The 23,941-nt window shown below is 74.1% G+C and carries 20 protein-coding genes and 1 pseudogene; 13 read left to right on the forward strand and 8 right to left on the reverse strand.

Translation table 11 applies throughout. The features are described from left to right. Window positions 1–5: 5 nt before the first annotated feature. Together ACFWZH_RS08740 and ACFWZH_RS08745 are read right to left on the reverse strand one after the other, a co-directional pair. Entirely contained in the window at window positions 6–1,163 is a 1,158-nt protein-coding gene (locus ACFWZH_RS08740) for a glycosyltransferase family 4 protein (protein WP_384427146.1), read from the reverse strand. A 169-nt stretch (window positions 1,164–1,332) separates the two neighbouring features. After that, window positions 1,333–2,340, reverse strand: a complete 1,008-nt coding sequence (locus ACFWZH_RS08745; RefSeq protein WP_384427148.1) for a DUF3068 domain-containing protein — start codon at window positions 2,338–2,340, stop codon at window positions 1,333–1,335. Between the two features lie 297 nt (window positions 2,341–2,637). On the opposite strand from ACFWZH_RS08745, the gene ACFWZH_RS08750 reads away from it, so the two are divergent. Next, window positions 2,638–2,784, forward strand: coding sequence for a hypothetical protein (locus ACFWZH_RS08750; RefSeq protein WP_384427149.1), 147 nt, complete (start codon window positions 2,638–2,640; stop codon window positions 2,782–2,784). Window positions 2,785–2,812: 28 nt separating this feature from the next. Next, window positions 2,813–4,057, forward strand: a complete 1,245-nt coding sequence (locus ACFWZH_RS08755; protein ID WP_384427151.1) for a helix-turn-helix domain-containing protein — start codon at window positions 2,813–2,815, stop codon at window positions 4,055–4,057. Between the two features lie 73 nt (window positions 4,058–4,130). On the opposite strand, the gene ACFWZH_RS08760 is transcribed toward ACFWZH_RS08755, so the two are convergent. Then, the gene (locus ACFWZH_RS08760) at window positions 4,131–5,072 is read right to left on the reverse strand and encodes a TetR/AcrR family transcriptional regulator C-terminal domain-containing protein (protein ID WP_384427337.1); all 942 of its coding nucleotides are present in this window, start codon (window positions 5,070–5,072) and stop codon (window positions 4,131–4,133) included. 182 nt (window positions 5,073–5,254) lie between these two features. Between ACFWZH_RS08760 and ACFWZH_RS08765 the strand changes: the two genes are divergently transcribed. Further along, window positions 5,255–6,859 carry an MFS transporter gene (locus tag ACFWZH_RS08765; protein WP_384427153.1) on the forward strand — a complete coding sequence of 535 codons (1,605 nt, stop codon included), beginning with the start codon at window positions 5,255–5,257 and terminating at the stop codon, window positions 6,857–6,859. Here the strand turns inward: ACFWZH_RS08765 and ACFWZH_RS08770 are convergent. Both ACFWZH_RS08770 and ACFWZH_RS08775 read right to left on the reverse strand, forming a co-directional pair. After that, window positions 6,852–7,475 carry a disulfide bond formation protein DsbA gene (locus ACFWZH_RS08770; protein ID WP_384427155.1) on the reverse strand — a complete coding sequence of 208 codons (624 nt, stop codon included), beginning with the start codon at window positions 7,473–7,475 and terminating at the stop codon, window positions 6,852–6,854. The genes ACFWZH_RS08765 and ACFWZH_RS08770 overlap by 8 nt on opposite strands. 110 nt (window positions 7,476–7,585) lie before the next feature. Then, complete coding sequence (locus ACFWZH_RS08775) at window positions 7,586–8,017, reverse strand: MarR family winged helix-turn-helix transcriptional regulator (RefSeq protein WP_384427157.1); 432 nt, start codon at window positions 8,015–8,017, stop codon at window positions 7,586–7,588. 89 nt (window positions 8,018–8,106) lie between these two features. Here ACFWZH_RS08775 and ACFWZH_RS08780 point away from each other — a divergent pair, with 89 nt between their 5' ends. The 8 genes and pseudogenes from ACFWZH_RS08780 to ACFWZH_RS08815 all read left to right on the forward strand — a co-directional run bounded on the left by ACFWZH_RS08780 (window position 8,107) and on the right by ACFWZH_RS08815 (window position 16,632). Next, window positions 8,107–9,126 (forward strand): NADP-dependent oxidoreductase, encoded by a 1,020-nt coding sequence (locus tag ACFWZH_RS08780; protein WP_384427159.1) that lies wholly within the window; start codon window positions 8,107–8,109, stop codon window positions 9,124–9,126. 128 nt (window positions 9,127–9,254) lie between these two features. Then, on the forward strand, window positions 9,255–9,758 hold the full coding sequence (locus tag ACFWZH_RS08785; protein WP_384427161.1) for a GNAT family N-acetyltransferase: 504 nt from the start codon (window positions 9,255–9,257) through the stop codon (window positions 9,756–9,758). Window positions 9,759–9,821: 63 nt separating this feature from the next. Then, window positions 9,822–10,250: an organic hydroperoxide resistance protein gene (locus ACFWZH_RS08790; RefSeq protein WP_384427163.1), complete on the forward strand. Its 429-nt coding sequence runs from the start codon at window positions 9,822–9,824 to the stop codon at window positions 10,248–10,250. 202 nt (window positions 10,251–10,452) lie between these two features. Beyond that, window positions 10,453–10,578, forward strand: a complete 126-nt coding sequence (locus ACFWZH_RS08795) for a hypothetical protein (protein ID WP_384427165.1) — start codon at window positions 10,453–10,455, stop codon at window positions 10,576–10,578. A 342-nt stretch (window positions 10,579–10,920) separates the two neighbouring features. Next, on the forward strand, window positions 10,921–11,919 hold the full coding sequence (locus ACFWZH_RS08800) for a LacI family DNA-binding transcriptional regulator (RefSeq protein WP_384427167.1): 999 nt from the start codon (window positions 10,921–10,923) through the stop codon (window positions 11,917–11,919). Between the two features lie 69 nt (window positions 11,920–11,988). After that, window positions 11,989–13,596, forward strand: coding sequence for a sugar ABC transporter ATP-binding protein (locus ACFWZH_RS08805; protein WP_384427169.1), 1,608 nt, complete (start codon window positions 11,989–11,991; stop codon window positions 13,594–13,596). Then, window positions 13,586–15,597: pseudogene (locus ACFWZH_RS08810) on the forward strand (substrate-binding domain-containing protein). Before ACFWZH_RS08805 ends, ACFWZH_RS08810 begins: the two are co-directional and overlap by 11 nt. A gap of 111 nt (window positions 15,598–15,708) precedes the next feature. Beyond that, complete coding sequence (locus ACFWZH_RS08815) at window positions 15,709–16,632, forward strand: ribokinase (protein WP_384427171.1); 924 nt, start codon at window positions 15,709–15,711, stop codon at window positions 16,630–16,632. A gap of 74 nt (window positions 16,633–16,706) precedes the next feature. Here the strand turns inward: ACFWZH_RS08815 and ACFWZH_RS08820 are convergent, their stop codons facing one another. Continuing rightward, window positions 16,707–18,110 (reverse strand): nitrilase-related carbon-nitrogen hydrolase, encoded by a 1,404-nt coding sequence (locus tag ACFWZH_RS08820; RefSeq protein ID WP_384427172.1) that lies wholly within the window; start codon window positions 18,108–18,110, stop codon window positions 16,707–16,709. A 71-nt stretch (window positions 18,111–18,181) separates the two neighbouring features. Continuing rightward, window positions 18,182–19,495: a pyroglutamyl peptidase gene (locus ACFWZH_RS08825; RefSeq protein ID WP_384427174.1), complete on the reverse strand. Its 1,314-nt coding sequence runs from the start codon at window positions 19,493–19,495 to the stop codon at window positions 18,182–18,184. Between the two features lie 131 nt (window positions 19,496–19,626). On the opposite strand from ACFWZH_RS08825, the gene ACFWZH_RS08830 reads away from it, so the two are divergent. Further along, window positions 19,627–20,409: a hypothetical protein gene (locus tag ACFWZH_RS08830; protein ID WP_384427176.1), complete on the forward strand. Its 783-nt coding sequence runs from the start codon at window positions 19,627–19,629 to the stop codon at window positions 20,407–20,409. A gap of 35 nt (window positions 20,410–20,444) precedes the next feature. On the opposite strand, the gene ACFWZH_RS08835 is transcribed toward ACFWZH_RS08830, so the two are convergent. After that, window positions 20,445–21,158, reverse strand: coding sequence for a TetR/AcrR family transcriptional regulator (locus tag ACFWZH_RS08835; protein WP_384427177.1), 714 nt, complete (start codon window positions 21,156–21,158; stop codon window positions 20,445–20,447). A 139-nt stretch (window positions 21,159–21,297) separates the two neighbouring features. Between ACFWZH_RS08835 and ACFWZH_RS08840 the strand changes: the two genes are divergently transcribed. Continuing rightward, the gene (locus ACFWZH_RS08840; RefSeq protein WP_384427179.1) at window positions 21,298–23,913 is read left to right on the forward strand and encodes a beta-glucosidase; all 2,616 of its coding nucleotides are present in this window, start codon (window positions 21,298–21,300) and stop codon (window positions 23,911–23,913) included. Window positions 23,914–23,941 lie beyond the last annotated feature (28 nt).

Raw genomic sequence — 23,941 nt, forward strand, 5'->3', positions numbered from 1 at the left:
GGGCCTCACCGCCTGGGGGGCGCGTCGAGGACGGCTTCGGCGGCGACCGCGCGGAAGCTGCGGACGGTATGGCTCCATCGGAAGCGGTCGGCGCGTTGTCGTGCGGCGTCGCCCAGTGCCTGACGGCGCCGGGCGCTGAGCGCGAGGGTGCACCAGTGCGCGGCGAAGGAGCTCTCGCCGCGGGCCAGCAGGCCGGTGGCCCCGTCCTCGACGGAGTCCCGCAGGCCGGGGATGTCGAAGCCGACGGTGGGGGTGCGGCGGGCGGCGGCCTCCATGACCACCAGGCCCCAGCCCTCGACGAGTGAGGGGTGCAGCAACAGCCAGGCGGAGCAGAGCAGTTCGTGTTTGCGCTGCTCGGAGACGTGGCCGGTGAAGGTGACGCCGGGGCCGGCCGCCGCGGTCAGCCGTGCGCGTTCCGGTCCGTCACCGACGATGACCAGGTGGCCGCCGGTCACCGGCCGGACCCGCTCCCACAGACGCAGCAGCAGGTCGATCCGCTTGTACTCCACCAGCCGCCCCATGGCCAGGAACAGCGGCTCCGGGGCCTTGGGCGCCAGCGCGCCGGGCTCCTCCACGCCGTTGTGGACGAGTCGGATCCGGCCGGGGTCCACGCCCAGGTCGCGCAGCGCGGTCGCGGTCGATCCGGAGACCGCGACCATCAGGTTGCGGTGGTGGGTGGCGGCCAGCGCCCAGTGCTCCAGTCGGCGGCCGAGCCGGGCGGCCGGCGCCGGGTAGCGCAGCCGCCACAGATCGGTGTGGACGTGGTTGACCAGGCACAGGGTCGGGCCGCGGTGCCACAGCGGCGCGAGGTAGGGCAGGCCGTTGCAGACCTCGACCAGCAGATCGCAGGCGCCGGCGCGGCGGGCCAACTGGCGGGGTGCGCGCAGGAAGTGGCCGGCGTCGCCGCCCGCGGACACCACCCGGTAGTCCCGTGCGGCCGCGGGCCCGCCGCACAGCAGGGTCACCTCGTGGCCGTGTGCGGTCAGTCCCGCGGCGATCCGGTCCACCAGGAGTTCGGAGCCGCCGGCGGCGGGGTTGCCCAGGTCGCGGCGGGCGAGGAAGACGATCCGGCGGGGGAGCGGGGGCCGGCCGGCGGCGGGGGGACCGCCGGCCGGCGGTGCGGAGGGTACCGGGGGCGGGGAGGGGCGTACGTACGGGGGCATGAGCGATCCAACTCGTCTCAGGGTGCGGTACCGGCGGTGGGGGGACGTACTGCGTACTGAGTCGTGCGGGGCCGTGCTGCGCCGTGGGGTGGACAGTTTTCGCCCGGCCGGTGCGCCGCGGCTACTCACCGGGGTGACAAAAACGGGTCCGAACCTGACTGACGCATCATCACTTCGCTCCGGGGCCGGACCGCCGGCCGCGCGCCACCCACCCCGCCCCGGCCGCCGCCAGCACCCCGCCCGCCACCGCGGCCCCCACCGGCAGTGTCCGGCCGACCAGCGCCAGCCGGTCGCTGTCCGCCTTCGCCAGCCGTACCTGCGCGCGCTGCGTCGCCGGGGTGAACTGCAGCTGCCGGCCGCGCAGCAGCGTCACCGCGTCGCGCCGGGAGCCGGGCGCCCGCAGGGTCTTGAGCGGGGAGATCGCGGCATGCATGATCCGGCCGGTGCGCTGCTCGACGACCAGCTCGATGCCGGAGTTGGCGTACCACTCCTCGGCCTGGATCTGGCCCTGTCCGCCCCGCCCGACCAGCCGCCCGGGGACCTGCCTGCTGCCGGTCCTGGTCGGCGGCACCGTCCCGGTGAAGCGGTAGCCCTCATGGCCCTGGACGTGCCGGGTGCCGGCGTAGCGGAGCGGGACGGCCGCGCCCAGGGTGTTGTCCCACCAGCGGTAGCTCTTCTTCTGCACGTCGAAGGGGAATTTGAGGTACGCGTCGCCGTCGAAGCGGGTCGGGGCCTCGGCGCAGCAGTGCACCGGCGCGTTGCTGTGCCGGTCGGTGACCCAGCGTTCGGTGGTCCACTGGAACGCCTTGCGCGGATCCTTCAGCGGCAGCGTCCGGGGGGTGTCGACCGTGGTGGAGACGTCCCACACGGCCCGCCCGCTGCGCTCGCTCGCCGCGACATCGCCCAGGACGTGCCGGGTGATGGTGATCTTCTGCTGGTTCCTGGTGCGCAGCGCGGCGGTGTCGAAGTAGCTGCCGGTGCCGGTGAAGACGGTGGTGGCATCGATGTCGATCGGGGTGACCTTGGCCCGTGGCTCGACGTACCAGGCCAGCAGGGGGGCCAGGACCAGCAGGAAGACGCCGAGTCCGAGGACGGCCAGGGACAGCGGCGACGCGGTGCGGACGGCGGCGGAGGTGGGCGTGGCGGAGGGGGTGGCGGGCTTGCCGGATGCGGGCATACGAGCACTCCTGGAAGCGGTGGGGGATCACGCTCTGGTGCACGTGCGGGGCGCCGTGGCCGGTCCGGTGCGTTCGCTCCCGGCGGCCCGGGCGTCATGGGCCGGGAACGTAAGCGAACTCTTGACAGGGCGTCAATGCCCTTCCACACTCGGCAGGCACCACGACTGAAGTGGTGCCGCGCTGTGGGACGCGGCGCCGAGCCGGCCTCGATCCGTCGCACCCCGGGCCGTGCGTGTGCCGTACCAGCCTCGACGGAGACCTGAGGTCTCCGGCATCGACGAAGGGCCGCCCGCGCCATGCACCGAACGCTCGCTGCCGTACTGACCGCCCTGGCCGCCGCCGCACTGGCCGTCGGCGTCGCGCTCGGCATCGTCGCGGCGCTGGGCGCCACCCCCGAGCAGCCGAACGTGCCGCTGGTGACCTTCGGCCGGACCGGCGAGTAGGCGGGGCCGGCGTGCGAAGGAGGTCCCGGTGGTGACCGCCGTCCGTTCCGCCTGGCGTGAGGTCCCGCCCCACCAGGTACGGCGCTTCGCCGCGCTGGCGCTGGACGAGGTGCCCGCCCTGGCCCAGGACATCCTGCGCGAGATCCGCCGGGAGTACCCCCAACTGCCCTTGGTGCACGATGAGTTCGGCGAACCGCGGGCACTGGTCGGCATCCGGCAGTCGCTGGAGCACTTCGTCGCCCATATGACGGCCGGTCTGGACCGTCCGCATGTCCACCCGAGGGTCTTCCAGGAGTTCGGCCGCGGCGAGGGCATCCAGGGCCGCAGCCTGGACGCCCTGCAGGCCATCTACCGGCTGGGCGTGCGGCTGGCCTGGCGGCGGCTCGCCGAGATCGGCCAGCAGGTCGCCATCCCGGCGCCGGCGATGTACGAGCTGGCCGAGTCCGGGTTCGAGTACCTCGACGGACTGGTCGCCGAGTCCGTACGCGGCTATGCCGAGGCCGCCGCCCGGCAGGCCGGTGAGCGGCTGCGGCTGCAACGCGGCCTGATGGAGCTGCTGTTCACCGGCGCCGGAAGGAGGCGGCGCGGCAAGGGATCCGGGTCGGCGGGGGCCGCCGCGCTGCTGCCGGCGCTCGCCGAGCGGGCCGCGCGGATCGGCTGGCCGCTGCCCGAGCAGGTCGCCGTCGCGGTCCTGCTGCGCCCGGCCCGCGAGGCGGTGGCGCCCGCCGTCGCCTCGGACGTCCTGCTGGACATGGAGTGCGAACGGCCGCGGATGGTGGTGCCGGAGCCGGACGCCCCGGGGCGGCGCGAGCTGCTGGCGCGCGCGGCGGCCGGCTGGTCCGGCGCGATCGGCCCCGCCGTACCGCTGCTGGACGCCGCGAAGTCGCTGCGCTGGGCCGGGGCGGCGGTCGATCTGACGGAGCGCGGACTGCTGCCCGCCGGTGGGCTGCTGCAGTGCACCGAGCACACCGAGGCGCTGATCCTGCTGCCGCCCGAGGAGCTGATCGAGGACCTCACCCGCCGCCGGCTCGCCCCCCTGGAAAGCTGCGGTCCCACCCACGGGCGGCGGCTCGCCCAGACCCTGCTCGCCTGGCTGGAGACCCGCGGCGGGGCCCCGGAGATCGCAGCGAGGCTCGGTGTCCATCCGCAGACCGTGCGCTACCGGCTGCGCCAGATACGGGAGTTATGGGGCGGGGAGATGGACGACCCGGACCGCCGCTTCGAGCTGGAGCTGGTGTTACGGGCCCGCCGGCTGCGCGGGGAGCTGACCTGACCGGCCGCGCGGGCCCGGCGGGTTCCCCGGCGTCGCGCTGAGGGCCGGGCGACCGCAGTGGTCCGCCGCCGGTTCAGCCGACCCCGCCGCTTCCCGCCGCCCGGCGCCCGACCAGCACCTCCATGCCGTCCAGGAGGCGCGCCAGCCCGAACTCGAAGAGCGTCTCCAGGGTCACCGCGTCCTCCCCGACCCCGTCGATGCCCGCGTACATGGGGTACGAGCCGGACTGCAGGATGCCCTCGAACACCGGGTCCATGGAGGCCATCCACTGGTTCTGGTCCATCCCCGTCTCCTGCTCGGCCTCCAGGTCGTCCTCGAAGCCGGCGGCGGTGGACCGTACGTAGTTCAGCAGGGTCACGGCCATGTGGATCAGGGTGAGCGGGTCCATCCCCTCGACCCGCGCCATGGTCCACTCGATCAGCGCCATCGCCCGCGGCATCGGCCGCGGCCGGGTGATCGACAGATACTGCGCCAGCCACGGATGTCGCTGGTAGAGCTCCCACTGCAGCCGCGCGCCCGCCTCCATCCGCTCCCGCCAGCCCTCCGGCGCCGGCCGGGGCAGCGCGACCTCGGCGAACGCGGCCTCCGCCATCAGCACTCCCAGCTCGTCCTTGTTGGCGACATGGCGGTAGAGCGCCATCGAGGACACCCCGAACTCGGCGGCCACCCGGCGCATCGACAGCCCGCGCAGCCCCTCGGCGTCGGCGACCTTGATCGCGGCCCGTACGACGCGTTCGCGGCTGAGCCCGCCGTCCGTCTCACGCGGCCGCCGCTCGCGCGCGGCCTCGCCGCGGGGCGCCCGCTCCTGTTCGACCACGACCGTGCCCACGCCCGGTACGGCCCGTACGAGCCCCTCCTGGCGCAGCGTCGTGAGCACCTTGGTGGCGGTCGCCATCGCCACGCCCCACTCCTGGGTGATCCGCCGGGTCGACGGCACCCGGTCGCCCGCCGCCAGCTCGCCGGCGTCGATGCGGCGCCGGATCTCCTCGACGATCCGGCGGTAGGGCGGCGCCATGGGATGCTCCACGGGGCAACCTCCGTACTAGTGCACCAGGGGAATTTCCTTCGCTGTGAGGGTAGCAGCGGGGGCGCCACCAGCGTCTCGCACTAGGTCGGTGCACTAGTGTGATGCAGCTCCAATTCCCTTATGGTTCCTGCTGTTTGCACCGTAAGCGCAACCTGCTTACCGTGTCAGCCATGTCGTTTACTTCGTACACATCCAAGCCGTCGGCCGGCCGCCGGGAGTGGATCGCCCTGGGCGTCCTCCTGCTGCCCTGCCTCCTGGTCTCGATGGACGTCTCGGTGCTCTACTTCGCGGTGCCGTTCCTGACCGCGGAGCTGGATCCCAGCAGCGTCCAGCAGCTGTGGATCCTGGACGTCTACGGCTTCGTGCTGGCCGGCCTGCTGATCACCATGGGGGCGCTGGGCGACCGCATCGGCCGCCGCCGGCTCCTGCTGTCCGGCGCCCTGCTCTTCGGCCTGGCCTCCGCGCTCGCCGCGTACGCCCCGAGCGCCGAAATGCTCATCGCCGCACGGGCGTTGCTCGGCGTCGGCGGTGCGACCCTGATGCCGTCCACGCTCGCGCTGATCCGCAACCTCTTCCACGACGCCAAGCAGCGCGGCACCGCGGTCGCGGCCTGGTCGGCGGCGGTGATGGGCGGGATCGCGATCGGGCCGGTGCTCAGCGGGGCGCTGCTGGAGCACTTCTGGTGGGGCTCGGTGTTCCTGATCAACGCACCCGCGATGGTGCTGCTGCTGGTCTGCGGGCCGCTGCTGCTGCCGGAGTTCAAGAACCCGGCGGCCGGACGCTTCGACCTGCCCGGCTCGCTGCTGTCCCTGCTCGCCATGCTGCCGGCCGTCTACGGCGTCAAGGAGATCGCCCGCGACGGCTTCGCGGCGCTGCCGGCCGCTGCCGTGGTGTTCGGCCTGCTGGCCGCCGCGGCCTTCGTCCACCGCCAGCGCACCGCCCGCCACCCCATGCTCGACCTGGAGCTGCTGCGGCACCGCGGCTTCAGCGTCTCGGTGCTGATGAACCTGCTGGCGACGTTCGCGGTCGTCGGCTGCGCGGTGTTCTTCACCCAGTACCTGCAGACCGTCAAGGGCATGAGCCCCATGGAGGCGGCGCTGTGGAACCTGGTGCCGACGCTCGCGGTGGGCGGGATGGCGGCGGTGGCCACCGGGCTCGCCCGGCGGATGGACCGGGCGTACGTCATCGCCCTGGGCTTCGCCGTCGCGGCCGGCGGCTTCGTCTGGCTGTCCTGGCTGGAGCCGGGCTCCGCCCTCTGGTACGTCCTGGTCGCCTCGTCGGTCTACGCCTCGGGCCTGGTGATGGTGATGTCCCTCGGCAACGAACTGGCCATCGGCGCCGCCCCGCCGGAGCGGGCGGGCTCCGCCTCGGCCCTGCTGGAGGCCGGCACCGAACTCGGCGGTGCGCTGGGCATGGCGATCCTGGGCAGTATCGGCAGCGCGGTCTACCGCGGCCACATGGACGACGTACTGCCGGGCGGGCTTCCCGCCCCGGCGGCCGACGCGGCCCGCGAGACCCTGGCGGGCGCGGCCGCGGTGGCCGGCGAACTGCCCGGCCGGGCGGGCCGGGCGCTGCTGGCCGCCGCGCGGGAGGCCTTCACCGACGGGCTGCAGACGGTGGTGCTGGGCGCCGCGGGGGTGATGCTGTGCGCCGCGGTGCTTGCGGTGGCGCTGCTGCGCGGCCTGCGGACCACGGGGGGCGAGGAGCCGGGAGCGGTGGACGCACCCGGTCCGGCCGCCGCCCCCGTGCCCTCCGCCCCCGAGGCCGTCAGCTGAAGTCGAACTCGCCGGTGCGGGTCCGCTTCAGTTCGAAGAACTTGTCGTAACCGGCGAGCAGGCGGACGCCGTCGAAGATCCGCACCGCGTCCTCGCCGCGCGGGATCGCCATCAGCACCGGGCCGAAGAACGCGACCCCGTCGACGTGGATCGTGGGCGTGCCGACGTCCTCGCCGACGGGATCCATGCCTTCGTGGTGGCTCTTGCGCAGCGCGTCGTCGTACGCCTCGCTGCCGGCGGCGCGGGCCAGCTCGGCCGGCAGCCCGACCTCGGCCAGCGCCTCGTCGATGACGGTGGCGGTGTCCTGGCGGCCGTTGTTGTGGATCCGGGTGCCGAGCGCGGTGTACAGGTCGCGCAGCACCTCCTCGCCGTGCTCCTGGGCGGCCGCGATGCACACCCGCACCGGGCCCCAGCCCGCGTCCAGCAGCTCGCGGTACTTCTCGGGAAGGTCCTCGCGGCCCTCGTTGAGCACGGACAGGCTCATCACCCGGAACCGCAGATCCAGGTCGCGGTGCTGCTCGACCTCCAGGATCCAGCGCGAGGTGATCCAGGCGAACGGGCAGATGGGGTCGAAGTAGAAGTCGACGGAGTGACGGGTGCTGCTCGGGTTGGTCATGGGGTCGAGGTTAGAACGCCGCCGGTCCGCCCGCCCGGTCCACCTGCCCCCGACGATCCTGGGCCACTTCCCGTCGCGCCCCCGGACGGGCCCGGTGCGGTGCGCCGGTCTCACTCCGGCGCGACGCCCAGCATCCGCTGCAGCAGCTCCTTGAGCAGGGTGCGCTCGGCGACCGTCAGTTTGCCGAGGGGTTCGCGGGCGAAGCCGAGGGAGGCCCGCAGCGCCGCGGCCGTGCGCGCGCCCTCGGCGGTCGGGGCGGCGAGCTTGACGCGGCGGTCGGCCGGGTCGGGGCGGCGCTCGACCAGGCCGCGGGCCTCCAGGCGGTCCACGATGCCGGTGATGTTCGACGGCTCGCACTTCAGGCGCTGGGCGACCTTGCGCATGGGCAGCGGCTCGACGCAGAGCAGGCCGAGCACCCGCGCCTGCGCGCCGGTGAGGGAGTGCTCGGCCGCGGCGTGCTCGTACTCCTCGTAGTAACGGGCGACGACGGTGCCGATGAGATCGACGACCTCGACGGTCAAGGGGTCCGGGCGCACTGTCATGGGTACCAGGATACCCAATTACTTGACAACGTGAAATATCGAGGAGCATCATTGTTTCAGTACCTGAAGCATTAGGAAGGACCGCGCTCATGTCCGCACTGCCCACGACCGGCCGCGAATGGCACCTCGTCGCCCGCCCGCACGGCTGGCCCACCCCGGACGACTTCGCGCTGCGCGAGGCCGCGGTGCCCGAGGTCGGCGAGGGCCAGGTCCTGGTCCGCACCCAGCACTTCTCGGTCGACCCGTACATGCGCGGCCGGATGAACGACGTGAAGTCCTACGTCCCGCCCTTCCAGCTCGACCAGCCGATGGAGGGCGGCGCGGTGGGCGAGGTCATCGCCTCGCGCGCCGATTCCCTCGCCGTCGGCGACCACGTCCTGCACGGCCTCGGCTGGCGCGAGTACGCGGTCCTGGACGCCCAGCGCGTCGCCAAGGTCGACCCGTCGCTGGCGCCCCTCACCGCCTACCTCGGCGTGCTCGGCATGCCGGGCCTGACCGCCTACGCGGGCCTGCTGGAGGTCGCGTCCTTCAAGGAGGGCGACGCCGTCTTCGTGTCCGGCGCGGCCGGTGCGGTGGGCAGCGAGGTCGGCCAGATCGCCAGGCTCAAGGGCGCCTCCCGGGTCATCGGCTCGGCCGGCTCCGACGAGAAGGTCAGGCTCCTGGTCGAGGAGTACGGCTTCGACGCCGCCTTCAACTACAAGAACGGCGATGTCGCCAAGCAGCTGAAGGAGGCCGCGCCCGACGGCATCGACGTCTACTTCGACAACGTCGGCGGCGACCACCTCGAAGCGGCCATCTCCTCCCTGCACGTCCACGGCCGGGTCGCCATCTGCGGCATGATCTCGATGTACAACGCCACCGAGCCGACCCCCGCGCCGCGCAACCTCGCGCAGGTCATCGGCAAGCGCCTGCGCCTGCAGGGCCTGATCGTCACCGACCACTACGCGCTCCAGCCGCAGTTCGTCCAGGAGGCCTCCGCCTGGATCCGCTCCGGCGAGCTGAAGTACAGCGAGACCAAGGTCTCCGGCATCGAGAACGGCGTCGAGGCCTTCCTGGGCCTGCTGCGCGGCGAGAACACCGGCAAGATGATCGTGAGCCTGGACGACTGAGCGGGGTCACGGCCCTCGGCGGCCCGGTCCGCACCCGGCCGCGGCGTCCGCGGGCCGCGGTGCGGGCACGGGCCCGGCTCGCGGAAATCCCCTTGCCGCAGGCGCCGGCCCGGGCCAGGGTCTGGCCCATGGCAGAGATCACCGTGCGCCCCCTGGAGCCCGACGACTGGGCCCTCTACCGCGCCGTCCGCCTGGCCGCCCTGACCGACGCCCCCGAGGCGTTCGGCTCCACCCTGGGCCGCGAGCAGGCCTTGACGGAGGACGACTGGCGCGAGCGCCTCGCACACCGCAGCCAGTTCGTCGCCGAGGACGGCGGCGAGGCCCGCGGGCTGGTCGGCGTCGTCCCGGCCGGCCCCGGTACCGCCGACCTGGTGTCCATGTGGGTGCACCGAGCCGCGCGAGGACGCGGGGCCGGCGACCTCCTGGTGCGCGAGGCGCTGCGCTGGGCGGGCGACCACGGCCGACCCCGGGTCCGGCTCTGGGTGACGGAGGGCAACGCGCACGCGGAGCGTCTCTACGCCCGCCACGGCTTCCAGCGGACGGGGCGGGTGCAGCCCGTGCGGGCCGGATCGCACGAGCGGGAGTTCGCCATGGTCCGCCCTGCACCCCGGCCCCTTGCGCCGGCCCGTTAGGCTCGTCGGCAGGCCGTCGCGATCCGTGGGCGCGAGTCGCGGCGAATCACAGGAGGATCTCGTATGTCCATCCAGACCGTCGACGTCGTCTACACCGCCGTCGCCACCGCCGAGAACGGCCGTGACGGCCGCGTCGCCAGCGACGACGGCAAGCTCGACGTGGTCGTCAACCCGCCCAAGGAGCAGGGCGGCAGCGGCGCCGGCACCAACCCCGAGCAGCTCTTCGCGGCCGGCTACAGCGCCTGCTTCCAGGGCGCGCTCAGCGTCGTCGCCCGCCGGGAGAACGCCGATGTCTCCGGCTCCCGGGTGACCGCCAAGGTCGGCATCGGCAAGACCCCGGACGGCGGTTTCGGCCTCACGGTCGAGCTCTCGGTGTCGATTCCGCAGGTCGACGCGGCCACCGCCCAGGACCTCGTGGAGAAGGCCCACCAGGTCTGCCCGTACTCGCACGCCACCCGCGGCAACATCGACGTCAAGCTGACCGTCGCCTGATCCGCCGCTGACCGGCGACTCCACCAGGGGCCGCATCCCGCGAAGGGGTGCGGCCCCTGTCGCGTGCGCCGGATTCCGCCCCGTGGGCTCAACTCGCGCTATTCTCAAGGGGCTTCATCGCGTTCCTCCCCACAGCTTCGTCGGCGCACCGCCGGCGGAGGCCCTGACTTCCGGGGCCTGTCCGGAGGAGCGAGGAGGAGCGATGGACGATCAGGACACGGAGCAGGAGAGCGACCGATGGGCCCCGCCTGACAGGTGGCAGGTCGTACTCGGCGTGCTGAGCCTGCTGGTGGCGGTCGTCGCGTGTGTGGGGCAGTTCGCCCGGTAGTCGGCGGGTTGGGCCCACAGGTCCGGACACGGCCGGTGCGCGCCATCGAGGCGGGACGGTCAACGGGGGAGTGCCCGGGCCGATCCTCCGTGCGGCGCACGGCTCCCGCACCGCCTCCGCGAACCGGTCGCACGGCGCGTACAGGGCGGGACCCGACGCACCTGGCTCCGGAGCCGACCACCCCTCGATGTGACACAGGCAACATTCACGGCGTCTTGACGCGACGGCCGTGTAATCGATTTCGTAGCCCCCACGAAAACCTCCTGAAATCGATTACACGGCGATCGTGCGCAGGGCCCCCGGGCGGTCCGCGGTCGCCCGGACGGAAGCGGCAACGGCGCCATGGCGAACATCAAAGAGGTGGCAGAGCGGGCAGGGGTCTCCGTCGCCACGGTCTCCCGGGTGCTCAACGGCCACAGCCCGGTCGCCGAGACCCGGGAACGGGTGCTGGCCGCCGTACGGGAGCTGGGCTACCGCCCCAACAACGTCGCCCGCGCGCTGCGCACCGCCCGCACCGGCACGCTCGGCCTGATCATCAGCGACCTCACCAACCCCTTCTTCACCGAGCTGGCCGACGCCGTCGAGGACGCCGCCCGGAGCCTCGGCTACAGCCTGGTCATCGGCAACGCCGGCGAGCGCCCCGAGCAGCAGGACGACTACATCCGCACCCTGCTCGACCGCCGGATCGACGGCCTGCTGGTCAGCTCGGCCGGCACCGGCTCGGCGATGCTCGGCGAGGCCGTCGCCGCCGGCACCCCGCTGGTCCTGCTGGACCGCACCGTGCCCGGCGTCGACGCCCCCTGCGTACGCGCCGACGGCGCCGCCGCGCTCACCGACCTCGCCGCCCATCTCGCCGCCCTCGGCCGCCGCCGCCCCGCGATCATCGTCGCGCCGGCCGGCACCCCCACCGGCGACGAGCGCCTCGAACTGTTCCGCACGGCGCTGGCCGACCACGGCCTCGCCCTGCCCGACGAGCGGGTCGGCGCCACCCCCGACCTCCAGCCCACCGGCGGCCGGCGGGTGATGAGCGGCCTCCTCGACCTGCCCGAGCCACCGGACGCGGTGCTGGCCACCGACAACCTGATGGCGCTGGGCGCGATGGACGAACTTCGCGCGCGCGGGATGCGGGTGCCCGACGACATGGCGCTGGTGGTCTACGACGACGTGCCGTGGTTCGCCCACATCGACCCGCCGCTGACCGCCATCGCCCAACCCACCCGCGAACTGGGCCGGGCCGCCGTCGCCACCCTCCTGGAGCGGATCGAGGGCCGGCCCGCCGACTCGGTGCTGCTGCCGGCCCGGCTGGTCGTCCGGCGCTCCTGCGGCGAGCGGGCCGGCTGAGCGGGTCCGGCGCGCCGCGCCCAGACCATCCACCACCGCAAGGCGACCCGAAGAAGAGAGGGGCAGCGCATGACCGGCGTCGACGACGACGTACCGGGCGGCCGCGAGCTGCTGCGCGTGGAGGGGGTGACCAAGTCGTTCCCGGGCGTCCGCGCACTGGACGGGGTGGACCTGAGCCTGCGCGGCGGCGAGGTGCACGTCCTGCTCGGCGAGAACGGCGCGGGCAAGAGCACCCTGATCAAGATGCTCTCCGGCGCCCACCGCCCCGACGCCGGACGCATCCTCTTCGACGACGGGCCGCACGGCCTGCGCGAGGTGCGCATCCGCTCCGCGCGGGACGCCGAACGCCTCGGCATCGCCACGATCCACCAGGAGTTCAACCTCGTCCCCGGGCTGACCGTCGCCGAGAACCTCTTCCTGGGCCGCCAGCCGCGCACCGCGCTCGGTCTGATCGACCGCAGGGCCCTGCGCGCCCGCGCCGCCGAGCTGCTCGCCCGCGTGGGCCTGGACGTCTCCCCGGACACCCCGGTCGCCGAACTGGGCATCGCCCGGCGGCAGATGGTCGAGATCGCCAAGGCGCTCAGCCTCGACGCCGGTGTCCTGATCATGGACGAGCCGACCGCGGTGCTCACCTCCGAGGAGGTCGACACCCTCTTCGCGATCGTCCGCGCACTGCGCGACGCCGGCGTCGGCATCCTCTTCATCACCCACCACCTGGAGGAGATCGGCGCGCTCGGCGACCGGGTCACCGTCCTGCGCGACGGCCGCTCGGTCGCCCAGGTGCCCGCCGCCACCGACCAGGACGAGCTGATCCGCCTGATGGTGGGCCGGGACATCGCCGAGCAGTACCCGCGGGTGCGCCCCGACGAGCCGGGTGCGCCCCTGCTGCGGGTCCGCGGTCTGACCCGTCACGGGACGACGGCCGGGCCGGTCTTCGAGGGCATCGACTTCGAGGTGCGGGCCGGAGAGGTGGTGGGCCTGGCCGGACTGGTCGGCGCGGGCCGTACCGAGGTCGTCCGGGCCGTCTTCGGCGTGGACCGCTACGACGCCGGCACGGTCGAGGTCGACGGCGAGCCGCTGGCCGGCGGCGATGTGCGCGCCGCGATGCGCGCCGGCCTCGGCCTCGTACCGGAGGACCGCAAGGGACAGGGCCTGGTCCTGGACGCGTCCCTCCAGGACAACCTCACCCTCGCCCGGCTCGACCGCGACACCCGCGGCGGGCTGGTGGACCGCGGCGCCCAGCGGCGCGAAGCGGCCGCCGTCGCCGAGCGGTTGAGGGTGCGGATGAGCGGTCTGGCGCAGCCCGCCCGTACGCTCTCCGGCGGCAACCAGCAGAAGATCGTCATCGGCAAGTGGCTGCTGGCGGACACCAGGCTGCTGATCCTCGACGAACCCACGCGCGGCATCGACGTCGGCGCCAAGGTCGAGATCTACCAGCTCGTCAACGAACTGACGGCGGCCGGCCGGGCGGTGCTGATGATCTCCAGCGATCTGCCCGAGGTGCTCGGCATGAGCGACCGGGTGCTGGTGATGTCCCAGGGCCGGCTGGCCGGCGAGCTGCCGGCCGCAGCAGCCACCCAGGACGCCGTGATGGAGCTGGCGCTGCGGCCCCCGCACGGCACCCCCGACGGCAACCGCACCGACCAGAGCGCGATGGAGGGCTCCGATGTCCGCTGAGGTGAAGACGGCAGCCGCCGCCCAGGCGGTGGGACGGGCACCGGCCCGGGGCGGCCCCGGGCCGTGGTTCTCCCGGGCGGTCCTCAAAAACGGCCCGCTCGGCGGTCTGATCGCCCTGGTCGTCGTGATGGCCGCGCTGTCCGGGGACTTCCTCAACGGGCAGAACCTCCTCAACGTCGGCGTCCAGGCGTCGGTCACCGCGATCCTCGCCTTCGGTGTCACCTTCGTGATCGTCTCGGCCGGTATCGACCTGTCGGTCGGCTCGGTCGCGGCGCTCTCCGCCACCGTCGTCGCCTGGGCGGCCACCGGCGGGGGCCTGCCGGTGTGGGCTTCGGTGCTGCTCGGCCTCGCGGTCGGCGCGGCGGCCGGACTGGTCTCCGGCGCGCTGGTCGCCTACGGCAGGCTGCCCGCCTTCATCGCCACGCTGGCGATGCTCTCGGTCGGCCGCGGTCTGGCGCTGGTCATCTCCGGCGGCTCGCCGATCGCCTTCCCCGGCCCGGTCGGCCGGCTCGGCGACACCCTCGGCGGCTGGCTGCCGGTACCCGTCCTGGTCATGATCGTGATGGGGCTGGTCGCCGCCCTGGTCCTGGCCCGTACGTACACCGGACGCGCGATGTTCGCGATCGGCGGCAACGAGGAGGCGGCCCGGCTCTGCGGCATCGACGTCAAGCGCCGCAAGCTCGTCATCTACGCGCTGTCCGGGCTGTTCGCGGCGGTGGCCGGCATCGTGCTCGCGGCCCGGCTCACCTCCGCCCAGCCGCAGGCCGCCGTCGGGTACGAGCTGGACGCGATCGCCGCCGTGGTGATCGGCGGGGCCAGTCTCTCCGGCGGCTCCGGCAAGGCCTCCGGCACCCTCATCGGCGCGCTGATCCTCGCCGTACTGCGCAACGGCCTCAATCTGCTGAGCGTCTCGGCGTTCTGGCAGCAGGTGGCCACCGGGCTGGTCATCGCGCTGGCGGTGCTGCTGGACACGCTGCGCCGCCGGAGCGCGCGATGACCGGCCGGGGCCGGAGCGCGGCGGGGACCGACCGGACGGCGCGGACCGTACGCCTCAGGAAGGCCGCCGGGCGCGGGGCGTTCGCCCGGGCCAGGGCGCCGCTGGCGGCCGGGCTGGCCGCGACCGTGGCCCTCGGGCTGGCCGGCTGCGACCGCGGCGGCGACACCGACCTGGGGCTCGCGCTGTCCACGATGAACAACCCCTTCTTCGTCGGCATCAAGGAAGGCGCCCAGGCCGAGGCGGACGCCCGCGGGCTGCACATCAACATCACCGACGCGCAGAACGACCCCACCCAGCAGATCAACCAGATGGAGACGTTCACCAGCCAGAACGTCAAGGCGGCGATCATCAACCCGGTCGACTCCGACGCCGCCGTCCCGGCCGTCGGCGTCGCCAACCGGGCGAAGGTGCCGGTCATCTCCATCGACCGCGGCGTCAACGGCGGCACGGTCGGCTCGACCATCGCCTCCGACAACGTCGCGGGCGGCCGGCTCGCCGCGAAGACGCTGGCCGAATCGCTCGGCGGCAAGGGGAAGGTGGCGTTCCTGGAGGGCCGGCCCGGCACCTCCGCCGCCCGCGAGCGCGGCCGGGGCTTCGAAGAGGGCATCAGGAAGTACCCCGGCATCCAGGTCGTCGCCCGCCAGCCCGCGGACTTCGACCGCACCAAGGGCATGGACGTGATGTCCAACATGCTGCAGGCGCACCGCGACATCGCCGCGGTGTTCGCCGCCAACGACGAGATGGCGCTCGGCGCGTCCAAGGCGCTGGGCGGGCGGTCCGGCGGGGACGTGAAGGTGGTGGCGTTCGACGGCACCCCGGACGGAGTCAAGGCCGTCCGCGGCGGCGCCCTGACCGCCACCGTCGCCCAACAGCCCGAACTCCTCGGCAGGCAGGCCGTGGACTGGGCGCTGAAGGCCGCCCGCGGTGAGAGGCTGCCGGAGTCGGTCAAGGTGCCGGTGGTGCTGGTGACGGCGAAGAACGCCGCGACGTTCGACGGCGGATGAGACGGCGGGCGGGCCGGCGAGTGGGACGGCAGGCGAGACGACAGATGACAACAATCGGCAGAGCGGCGCACGGCTATCGGAGCGCGCCGCTGAGACATGGGAGAACGGCGCATGTATGACGTCCTGGTGGTCGGCTCGGCCAACGCGGATCTGACGGTACGGGTCGAGCGGCGGCCCGGCGCGGGAGAGACCGTGCTCGGCACGGACCTGGTCGAATCGGCCGGCGGCAAGGGCGCCAACCAGGCGGCCGCCGCGGCCCGGATCGGCGGCCGCACCGCACTGCTGGCGCGGGTCGGCGGCGACGCGTACGGCGAACTGCTGCTGCACGCCCAGCGCGGGGCCGGCACCGACGTCACACCGGTCATCGTGGACGAGGCGGCCCGCACCGGCACCGCGATGATCATCGTCGACCCGGACGGCGACAACAGCATCGTGGTCTCGCCCGGCGCCAACGCCGCCCTCAGCCCGCAGGACGTGGCCGCGGCGAAGGAGGTCATCGCCGCCTCCTCGGTGGTCTCCCTCCAGCTGGAGATCCCCATGGAGTCGGTACGGGCCGCCGCCGAGGCCGCCGCGCAGGCCGGCACCCGGGTCGTGCTCAACCCCTCTCCGGCCCCCGAGGCGGCCCTCGCCACCGAACTCCTCGCGGTGGCCGACCCGTTGGTGGTCAACGAGCACGAGGCCCGCCGGCTCTCCGGCCGCGCCGACGGCACCCCCGCCGAGTGGGCGCAGGCGCTGCTCGACCAGGGCGCCCGCTCGGTCGTGGTCACCCTCGGCGGGGACGGCGCGCTGGTCCTGGACGCCGCCGGAGCCAGCGAGGTCGCCGGCGTCCGGGTCAAGGCCGTGGACACCACCGGCGCCGGCGACGCCTTCACCGGCGCCCTCGCCACCCGCCTGGCGCGCGGCGACTCGCTCCCGGAGGCCGCCCGCTTCGCCGTACGCGTCGGCGCCGCGGCCGTCACCAAGCCGGGCGCCCAGCCGTCCTATCCGACCCGGGCCGAGCTGGAGCTGCTGGCGCCGGAGGCTCCGCAGGGCTGAGGCCCGTCGGCCGGTCCGGCGCCGCACGGGCGCCGGGCCGTCAGCCGGCCGGTGGTGTCACCGCGCCGGTGGTGTCACAGCCCCTCCACCGGGCCGTACAGCGCGTGCTCCGCGCCGGTCGCCAGCGCCCAGTAGCGGTCGCCGTAGGACCAGTGCCACCACTCGGTGGGGTAGTTGACCAGACCCGCCGCCCGCAGGGCGGAGGCCAGTATCCGGCGGTTGGCGCGGGTCGCGGGCGTCAGATCCGGGGCGCTGGTGTAGCACGCGCCGTCGCTCTCCTCCGGCGAGGCGTCGATGGGTGTCCCCATGTCGACGCCTTGACCGTCCGCCGTGACCAGGGTGACGTCCACCGCGCCGCCCGCGCTGTGCGGCGCGATGTCGGGCGGCGACACATAGCGGCTGGCGGCCCGGTGGATGCGCTCGGCATCCCAGCCGGGCTGGGCGGCGCGCAGCTTCTGGGCGTACCCCTCGAAGTAGCGGCGCTGCAGCTCCGGCGGGCGGTAGCCCTCGACGAGCTGCAGCCGTAGCCCGTCCGGCAGCGACTCCTGCGCCGCCAGCAACCGCCGCAGCACCCCCTGCCGCAGATGGGCGGACGCGCCCCGCTCGTCGAGCTGGTCCGCGGCCGCCAGCAGCGCGGGCGCCGCGGTGCGGACGTCCACCAGCGGCTCACCGCACTCCTCGACCCCGATCGCCGCCACCGCAGGGTCCGCCATCAGCGTGATCAGGTCGCGGACATCGGTCAGCACCAGCTCGGAGCCCTCGCCCGGCGCCAGGTCCGTCCCGGCGCCGGCCGTCGCCACCTGCTCGCCCGTGGGCAGCCAGGCGCCGCTGCGGCCGCAGGCCGGGCGGTCGGGGCGGTCGACGCCGGTCCCGGTGCCGGTGCCGTTGGCGAGGAGGATGTGCAGCCCGTGCTTGCGCGCCATCGCCGCGTACCGCGCCATCCACTCCGGGTCGTCGTGGAAGGAACTGGCGAGGTACACCCGGCAGCCGTCCGCCGCGGCCTGCTCGGGCACCTCGGGAAACTCGTTGTCGTAGCAGGTGGCGAGCGCGAAACGGATCCCGCCCAGGGTGAAGCGGCCCTCGGCCGTGCCCGGCGTGAAGAGGTCGTTCTCCGCCCCGGACAGGTGCCGCTTGTCGTAGCGGGTGAGCAGCGCACCGTCCGGCCCGTAGACGAAGGTGCTCACGAACGGGCGGTGGCCGTCCTGCGACGCGCGCCCCGGGGCGTTGACGACCGCGGCGGTGCCGGTCGCCCGGCAGGCCTCCCTGACGGGCGCCAGCCGGGGGTCGTCGGGGTCGACCGTCATCTTCTCCGGATCGGCCGCTATGGCCTCCAGGTCGTAGCGTGACAGCGCGAGTTCGGCGAAGACCACCAGATCCGCGTTGCGCCCGGCGGCCTCGGTGATGAGCGCGGCCATCCGCGCGGCGTTGCCGTCGATGTCGCGTGGTACGGGGGTGAACTGTGCGGCAGCAAGGATCATGGCTCCATGATGCCGCCGCGGTTCACCGCGTGTGACGGCCTGTGGACAACCCGGCCGGTCCCGCCGCCGCGCTACCCTCCGGCGGCCTCCTTCGCAGCCGCCACCGCCACGACCGCCCGCACCTGCCCGATGATCGCGACCCGGTTGTGCACGAAGACCGGGTCGGTGACCTGACCGCCGGCCGGATCGGTGTTGCCGGGACCGAACTGGAGCACCGGAGTGTGCAGATGGCCGCCCGGGAGCGCCGGCCGCCGCACCGCGTCCCGCAGCAGCGTCGCCCGGTAGGCGATCTCGTTGGACAGGTAGTCCCCGCCGCCACCGGCGCGGGCCGTGGACCCCGGAGTCGGGCCGTCCGGCCGCTCGACCGGCTCGGTGCCGCCCGCCGGGATCTCGGTGACGGCCGTGTGGTCGACCACCGGATACGGCCCGGTGTCCGCCGCGGTGATCCGCGCGTACGGCAGGCTGGTGGTCGTCCACTGCGGCTGCGGCGTCACGGTCGGCACGCCCGCCGGGATCGGCACCGTCTCCGTACGGGACTCCCGCACATTGTCCGGATAGCCGCCCCGCCAGGCCCCGTTGGTCCGCTCGACGTCGAACCTCCCCGGGCGTCCCTGGCTGATCGTCGTGAACAGGTCCACCTGCCGCGGTCCGCGCCGGAAGTGCGGAAGGAGGGTGCGCTCCACCGTGCCGGCCGCGAAGTCGGCCCACCGTACGGGGAAGACCGCGGCCTCGATCCGGGCCGTTCGGCCCGACGCGGTACGCACCGTCGTCCCGTCCAGCGCGAGTGCCGCCGCCCCCGACGGATTGCTCCGCCGCGGATCGGCGTCCAGCTGGAACGGGTCGAACCCGGTCACCACGATCCGCAGCACCTGCTTCCCGGCGGGCAGTTCGATGCCGTCCTGCCCGCGCGAGCCGCGCTCCAGCGAACCGAGCAGCGCGGCACGCCGGGCGGGGGACAGTGCGAAGTCCGGCCGCCACTGCCGCAGTTCCTTGGTCATCCCCAGCCGCGCCCAGTACAGCGGCCGGTCGTCGTCCCGGCTCAGATCGCCGCCCTCGGGCCCGCGCCCCTGCGCCCGGTCCACCGCCCGCCGCCACAGTGCCCGTCCCGCGTCCTGGACATAGCGCCTGGCCTGCGGGTAGCCCTCCAGACGGGCCAGCCCGCGCCCGAACTCCCGTGCCTGGTCGTCGAATGCGCTGCGCCGCAGGATCTCCTGCGGCGCGGCCTGCGTCAGCCGGGCCTCCTCCACCGTGACCCGCTCGACCGCGGTCCGGGCCGCGGCGGCGCCGCTCCCGCCGGCCGCTTGGGCCGGGGCCGTCAGGGACAGCGGGACGGTGGCGAGCAGTGCGATGCCGAGTGCGACCGGCTTGGTGCGTATGCGTCTCATGGGGCGAGTAAAACGGGGCGCGCGGTGCGGCGGTAGAGGGCGCGGGATGGCTTGATACGGCCCGCGGTTAGGGTTTCTCGTCCGGTCCGCCCATGCGTCCGGCACGTACCAGGAATTCAGGGGGAATCTCCGTGGCCACACCGCCACCGCCGCACGGCCCTCACCCGTACGCGCAGCCGTATGGCCAGCAGCCCACGGGACCCTACGTCCAGCAGCCCACAGGGCCTTACGCCCAGCAGCCCACGGGGCCCTACGCCCAGCAGCCGCACCCCGCGCCCTACGCCACCGCCCCCGGCTGCGAGTTCTGCGGTGCCCAGCCCGCCGTCCGGGCCACCGTGCGCGGGCATCAGGGCATCCTCTTCCTGATGCGGTTCCTCAGCCGGAGCGCGGTGTTCTGCCGCTCCTGCGGGCTGGCCACCTACCGCGAGATGTCCGCGAAGACCCTGTGGCAGGGCTGGTGGAGCCCGCTGTCGGTGGTCATCACCCCGATCACCCTGCTGGTGAACCTCGGCCCACGGGCCCGCTTCCGCAAACTGGCCGCCCCGGCAGGCGGCTTCGGGCCCTCCCTCGATCCGGGCAGGTCGCTGCTGCGCCGCCCCGAGGCGCTGCTGTTCCTGGTGCCGATGGCGCTGGTGGTGCTGGCGATCCCCACCCTGTTCGTACTGGGCGCGTTCGTCGAGGGAGCGGGTATCGGGAAGACCCCGACCCTCGCCGTCGGGGACTGCGTCCGCAACGAAGGCGACTGGCACGACCAGGACCTCGAAGTCGTGGCATGCGGATCGGCCGATGCCCAGTACCTGGTGACCCGCAGGCTCGACGCCCCCAAGGACACCTGCGCGGACGGCGAGCTGCTCGCGGACCTCGAATACAGCCCGGACAAGATGACCGTCTCCTGCCTCGCGCCGGTCCGCTGAGGGGGGCTCTCGCCGATCTGGGCCGGCCCTCGGGATCAGGCCGGGTCGGCCTCGCCGGGCTCTTCGGTCGGCCCGTCGTTCCCGCTCCCGTCCCGGTGCCCGCTCCCGTGCTCGTGCCCGTCCCCGCTCCCGAGCAGCGCCAGGAAGTCCCGGAACGCCGCGGGCATGTCCACGTCGTCCGGATCCAGCAGCCACTGCAGCTGCAGCCCGTCCATCACCGCGACCAGCAGCGGCGCCGCCCGCTGCGGGGTCAGGCCACCGGGCAGCCTGTCGCCGTACTCGGCCCGCAGCGCCTCGGCCATCGCGGCGCGTACGCAGCGGAAGCGGGACTCGAAGAAGTCGCGGGCGGGGTGGCCCTCGGTGATGCTGTCGGCGGACAGCACGGTGTAGGTCTGCACGATGCCGGGGCGGGTGGCGTTGTAGTCGACCAGCTGGGCGAGGGTGTCGGTGCGCCGGGCCCCGGACGCCGCGGCTGCCGAGGCCAGATCCCAGCGGTCGCGCGCCTCCAGCACGCCGACCAGCAGCAGCTCCTTCGTGGGGAAGTGGTGCAGCAGGCCCTGCTGGGTCAGCCCGGCGCGCTCGGCGACGGCGGCGAGCGAGGTACGGCGGTAGCCGCGCTCGGCGATCAGCGCCATGGCGGCCTGCAGGATCGCCTCCCGCCGCTCCGCGCGCTGCGCCTCGCGCCCGCCGCCGGCCCGCCGCGCGGCCGGCCGGCCGTCGCGGGGCGCCTGCTGCTCTCGTGCACTCACCGGCCGAGCGTAACCCCGGAGTGGAGGTCCCGTACGGATAGGTAACGGAAAGGTGACGATGCTTACCGTTCGGCAGGTGGGAGGGAAAGAATCCGGACAGGGAGGCCGTAGATCCATTCAGGGAGCACGGGAGAGCCGCATGACCGACGACCAGCCCCTCGACCCCGCCCACGACGACGACCGGCATCCGATCCGCGACCGGCATCCGATCCGCGACCGGGCCCCGGACCGCGACCCGGCTCCGGACCGCGACCGGGCCCTGGACGACGACCGGGCTCCGGGCGACGACCGCGCCGGCGCTCACGCCGCGGCCGTCGAGCGGGCCCTCGCCGCACTCGACCTCGACACCAAGACCCGGCTGCTGTCCGGCCAGGACATGTGGACGCTGCCGGCCGTGCCCGGGATCGGGCTCCGCTCGCTGGTGATGTCGGACGGCCCGATCGGGGTACGGGGCTCGCAGTGGAGCGCCGAGGACCCCTCCATCGCGCTGCCCGGCCCCACGGCGCTGGCCGCCACCTGGGACCCCGGCCTGGCCCGCCGGGCCGGTCACCTCCTCGCCCAGGAAGCCCGCCGCAAGGGTGTGCACGTCCTGCTGGCCCCGACCGTCAACCTGCACCGCTCACCGCTGGGCGGCCGCCACTTCGAGTGCTATTCGGAGGACCCGCTGCTCACCGGCGCGATCGGCGCCGGATATGTGCGCGGTGTGCAGGAGGGCGGCGTCGGCACGACGGTCAAGCACTTCGTCGGCAACGACGCCGAGACCGACCGGCTCACCGTCGACAACCGCATCGCTCCCCGGCCGCTGCGCGAGCTGTATCTGGCGCCCTTCGAGCACATCGTCGAAGAGGCCCGCCCCTGGGGCATCATGACCGCCTACAACCAGGTCAACGGCTCGACGATGACCGAGCACCGCTCGCTCGTCCACGAGGTGCTGCGCGGCGAATGGGGCTTCGACGGCGTCAACGTCTCCGACTGGACGGCGGCCCGCGACACCGTGCGCGCACTGCGCGGCGGGCTGGACGTGGCGATGCCGGGCCCCCGTACGGTCTACGGCGCCCCGCTCGCCGAGGCCGTCCGCGCGGGGCAGGTCGCGGAGTCGGAAGTCGACGACGCGGTGCGCAGGGTGCTGCTGCTCGCCGCGCGCACGGGGTGCCTCGACGGGGTGCCGGCCGCCGTCGACCCGGCCGGTGTCCCGCGGGGGATCGACGGCCGGGCGGTGGCCCGTGAGGTCGCCCGGCGGGGCTTGGTCCTGCTGCGCAACGAGCCCGTCGGCGGCGCGCGGCGGGCGCTGCCGATCGACCCCGCGGCGGTCCGGAGCGTCGCCGTCGTCGGCGCCGGCGCGCGCGAGGCGCGGGTGCTCGGCGGCGGCTCGGCCACGGTCTTCCCCGAGACCGTGGTCTCTCCGCTGGAGGGACTGCGGGCCGCGCTGCCCGACCACGTCGAGGTCGCCTTCGCGACCGGTGCCGATCCGCGCACCCGCCTCCCGCACGCCCGCGACGGCTTCACCCTGCGCGCCCGCTACCTCGCCGCGGACGGCCGACTGCTGGCCGAGACTCCGCAGTTCGACGGTCGGGTGCGCGCCACGGGCAGCTTCCCGGCGGGTGTCACCCGGCACAACCTCGACGCCGTCGAACTGACCGGGAGCTTCACCCCGCGGCTCACCGGCAGCCACACCTTCGCCGTCGCCGGCAGCGGCGAGCTGCGGCTGACCGTCGGCGGCTCGGTCCTCTTCGACGACCGCTGCGCGCCGGAGGGCAGCGACCCCTTCGAGACGCTCATGCACCCCGTCGAGCGGCGGGTGACGGCGGAGCTGACGGCGGGGGAGCGGGTCGAGATCACCCTGCGTTTCGTCCCGCTGCGGCTCGGCCCGGGCGAGGGCATCGACGCGCTGTACTTCTCCCTCGGTCACAGCGAGCCGCAGCGCGACCCCGGCGCGGAGATCGAGGAGGCGGTCCGCGTCGCGGCGGCCGCCGATGTCGCGGTCGTGGTCGTCGCCACCACCGAGGAGGTCGAGTCCGAGGGCTTCGACCGCGGCGACCTGCGGTTGCCCGGCCGCCAGGACGAGCTGGTCACCCGGGTCGCCGCCGTCAACCCGCACACCGTCGTGGTCGTCAACTCCGGCTCGCCGGTGGAGCTGCCGTGGCGCGCGGAGGTGCCCGCGGTGCTGCTGAGTTGGTTCCCCGGCCAGGAGGCCGGTGCCGCGCTGGCGGACGTCCTGCTCGGCGCGCACGAGCCGGGCGGGCGGCTGCCCACCACCTGGCCGGCCCGGCTCGACGACGCCCCGGTCACCACCGTCACCCCGACCGAAGGCCGACTCGACTACTCCGAGGGCGTCTTCATCGGCTACCGCGCCTGGCAGCGGTCCGCGGTGGCCCCCGCGTACCCCTTCGGCCACGGTCTGGGCTACACCGACTGGGAGTACGAGTCGCTGGACACCACGCCGGACTCGGTGCGGGTCCGGGTCCGTAACGCGGGCGACCGGCCCGGCCGCGAGGTCGTCCAGATCTACCTGGCGCCGCCCGCGGACACCGCCCCGGATGCACCGGAGCGCCCGGCCCGCTGGCTGGCGGGTTTCGCCGTCGTCGAGGCCGCTCCCGGCGAGAGCGCCGAGGCCGAGATCCCGCTGCCGGACCGCGCCTTCGCGGTCTGGGAGGAGAAGGACCGCGGCTGGCGCCGGATCACGGGCGTCTACACCGTCGAGGCGGCGCACAGCGTCGCCGACCGCAGGCTGACCGCGGAGGTCACCGTGGGCTGACCCGGGCGCGTCCGGGGGCGCTTCCCTC

It is taken from the genome of Streptomyces sp. NPDC059008 (assembly GCF_042749045.1).
GTDB lineage: Bacteria > Actinomycetota > Actinomycetes > Streptomycetales > Streptomycetaceae > Streptomyces.